General features: G+C 72.7%; 2 protein-coding genes and 1 pseudogene. 2 read left to right on the top strand and 1 reads right to left on the bottom strand.

Annotation, left to right across the window (positions count from 1 at the left end):
- Nucleotides 1–56: 56 nt before the first annotated feature.
- Both ACYP33_RS01965 and ACYP33_RS01970 read left to right on the top strand, forming a co-directional pair.
- The gene (locus ACYP33_RS01965; RefSeq protein WP_459619366.1) at nucleotides 57–1094 is read left to right on the top strand and encodes a threonine aldolase family protein; all 1038 of its coding nucleotides are present in this window, start codon (nucleotides 57–59) and stop codon (nucleotides 1092–1094) included.
- Complete coding sequence (locus ACYP33_RS01970; protein ID WP_459619368.1) at nucleotides 1091–1969, top strand: PhzF family phenazine biosynthesis protein; 879 nt, start codon at nucleotides 1091–1093, stop codon at nucleotides 1967–1969. The genes ACYP33_RS01965 and ACYP33_RS01970 overlap by 4 nt, the downstream gene beginning before the upstream one ends.
- A gap of 100 nt (nucleotides 1970–2069) precedes the next feature.
- Here the strand turns inward: ACYP33_RS01970 and ACYP33_RS01975 are convergent.
- Nucleotides 2070–2391, bottom strand: a pseudogene (locus tag ACYP33_RS01975) (PLP-dependent aminotransferase family protein); the annotation flags it as partial.

Genomic DNA, 2391 nt, shown 5'->3' on the forward strand with positions numbered 1-2391 from the left:
GACGCGCTCTACGCGCCGTTCGTGCCCGACGATTCCCTTGCCGCCGATACCCTTCGATGATCGATCTCTACAGCGATACGCAAACCCGCCCCACCGCCGCGATGCGCGCGGCGATGGCCGCCGCCCCGGTGGGCGACGAGCAATCAGGCGACGACCCGAGCACGACGGCGCTCTGCGCGCGCGTGGCCGCGCTGCTCGGCTACGAGGACGCCGTGTTCATGCCGTCGGGCACGATGTGCAACCTGGTGGCCACGCTGGTTCACACCCGCCCCGGCGACGAGCTGATCGCCGACGCCGGCGCGCATATCTGCGCGACCGAGGCCGCCGGCGCGTCGGCCATCGCGGGCGTGGCGATCGCGCCGCTTGCCACGCGCGACGGCATCTTCAGCGCCGAGCAATGCCGCGCCGCGATCCGCGCGCCATCGCGCACCGCGCCGCGCTCGGCGATGGTGTCGGTCGAGCAGACCACCAACTTCAGCGGCGGCGCGGTGTGGCCGCTCGACACGCTGCGCGCGGTGCGCGACGTGGCGCACGAGGCCGGGCTGATCGCCCACATGGACGGCGCGCGGCTGCTCAACGCGGCCGTGGCCAGCGGCGCGGCGGCGGCCGTCCACACCGAGGGCTGGGACAGCGCCTGGATCGATTTCAGCAAGGGCCTCGGCTGCCCGGTGGGCGCGGTGCTGTGCGGCAGCGGCGAGTTCGTGCGGCAGGCCTGGGTCTGGAAATACCGGCTCGGCGGCGCGATGCGCCAGTCGGGCGTGCTCGCGGCCGCCGCGCTGCACGCGCTCGACCACCACGTCGAACGTCTCGCCGACGATCACGCCAACGCCGCACTGATCGCGGCGCGGCTGGCCGGCCAGGCCGGCTTCCGGCTCGACGCCGCCCCGCCGCCCACCAACATTCTGTTGTTCGACCTCGACGGCCTGCGGCTCGACGCGCACGCGTTCGCCGCCGAGGCGCTCGCGCGCGGCGTGCGGATTCGCGCGCTCGATGCGCGGCGGGTTCGCATCACCACGCATCTCGACGTGTCGCAGGCCGATTGCGAGCGCGCCGCCGAGGTACTGGTCGCATTGGCCGGGGCGTCACTGTCGTGAACGCCGCCCTGTGTCTCGTCGATGTCTTCACGCAGCAGGCGCTGCGCGGCAACCCGGTGGCCGTCGTGATCGCCGACGCCACGCCTTCCGATGCGACGATGCTCGCGCTGGCCGCGTGGACGGGCATGCCGGAAACGGTGTTCGCGACGCCGGGCGACGCCGACGCGGATTACCGCGTGCGGATCTGGTCGCCGCGCCGCGAGTTGCCGTTTGCGGGCCATCCGTCGATCGGCACGGCCCATGCGTTGCTGGCCACGCAGCGCGTTGCGGTGCGCGCGGCGTCGCCGGGGCGGCTCGTTCAGGGCAGCCCGTTCGGGCAGGTGACGATGCGCGTGGATGAGGGCGCGCACGGAAGGATCTGGTTTCGCACGCCGCGGGCGGAGGTGGCGATGCTCGATGCGGTCGCGGCGCATGAAGTGGGCGCGGCGCTCGGCCTCGCTTCGGTGGAGGTCGTTTCCGTCGCCTGCGTCGAAGCCGGTGCGCGTTGGCTTGTCGTGCATGGCGAGCAGCCTGACCTGCTCGATCGGCTCACGCCCGATCTATCGGCGATCGAGGCCTTGAGCGCGCGACATCGCGTATCGGGCGTCACCGTCGTGATGCCGGCCGCGCAAGCGCCACGCGATATCGCGGTGCGTTCGTTCGGTCCGGCGATCGGCGTGGACGAGGATGCGGCGTGTGGCGGCGGCAACGCCTGCGCGGCGGCGCTGATCGCCGCGCTGCGCGACTGGCGCGAGGACGCCGCGAACGCGGTGGCGATGCAGGGGCGGCACGTCGGACGCGATGCGACGCTTTACTGGCAAGGCCCGGATCGCGAACGGCGGCTGGAAATCGGTGGCCACGCGGTGCTGGTGTCGCAGGGCACGCTGCAACTGTGAACGGCTGGATGCGGCCTAAGCGACGGCTTGGGTCGGGTCAGCGTCCCGCTTCGTACCATTGCACGCCGCCGAATGCCGCGTCACCCCGCTTCATACCGGCTCACGCCGCCTCGCCGATCATCCCCGCCAACCGCGCCAGCGCCGCACGGCGCGCATCGTCGAGCGGATAGCCGCAGTTCAGGCGAATCCGGTCGTCGAAACCGCGCTCGGGCGCGAACAGCGTGCCCGGCGCGAACGCGATGCGCTCGCGGCCGGCGCGCCGCGCCAGCGCCTCGGCCGACACGCCTTCCGGTAGTTGCGCCCACAACAGATAGCCGCCGTCGGGCATTTCAAGCACGGTGCCCGACGGCGCGCGCGCGCCGAGCCACGCGATGGTGTCGTCGAGCTGCGCGCGGCATTGTGCGCGCAGCCGCCGCAGATGA

This window comes from Burkholderia sp. 3C (assembly GCF_054589155.1).

Coding starts and splice junctions, on each gene's coding strand:
- ACYP33_RS01965 (WP_459619366.1), top strand. CDS start 57: ATGATCGATCTCTACAGCGATACGCAAACCCGCCCCACCGCCGCGATG.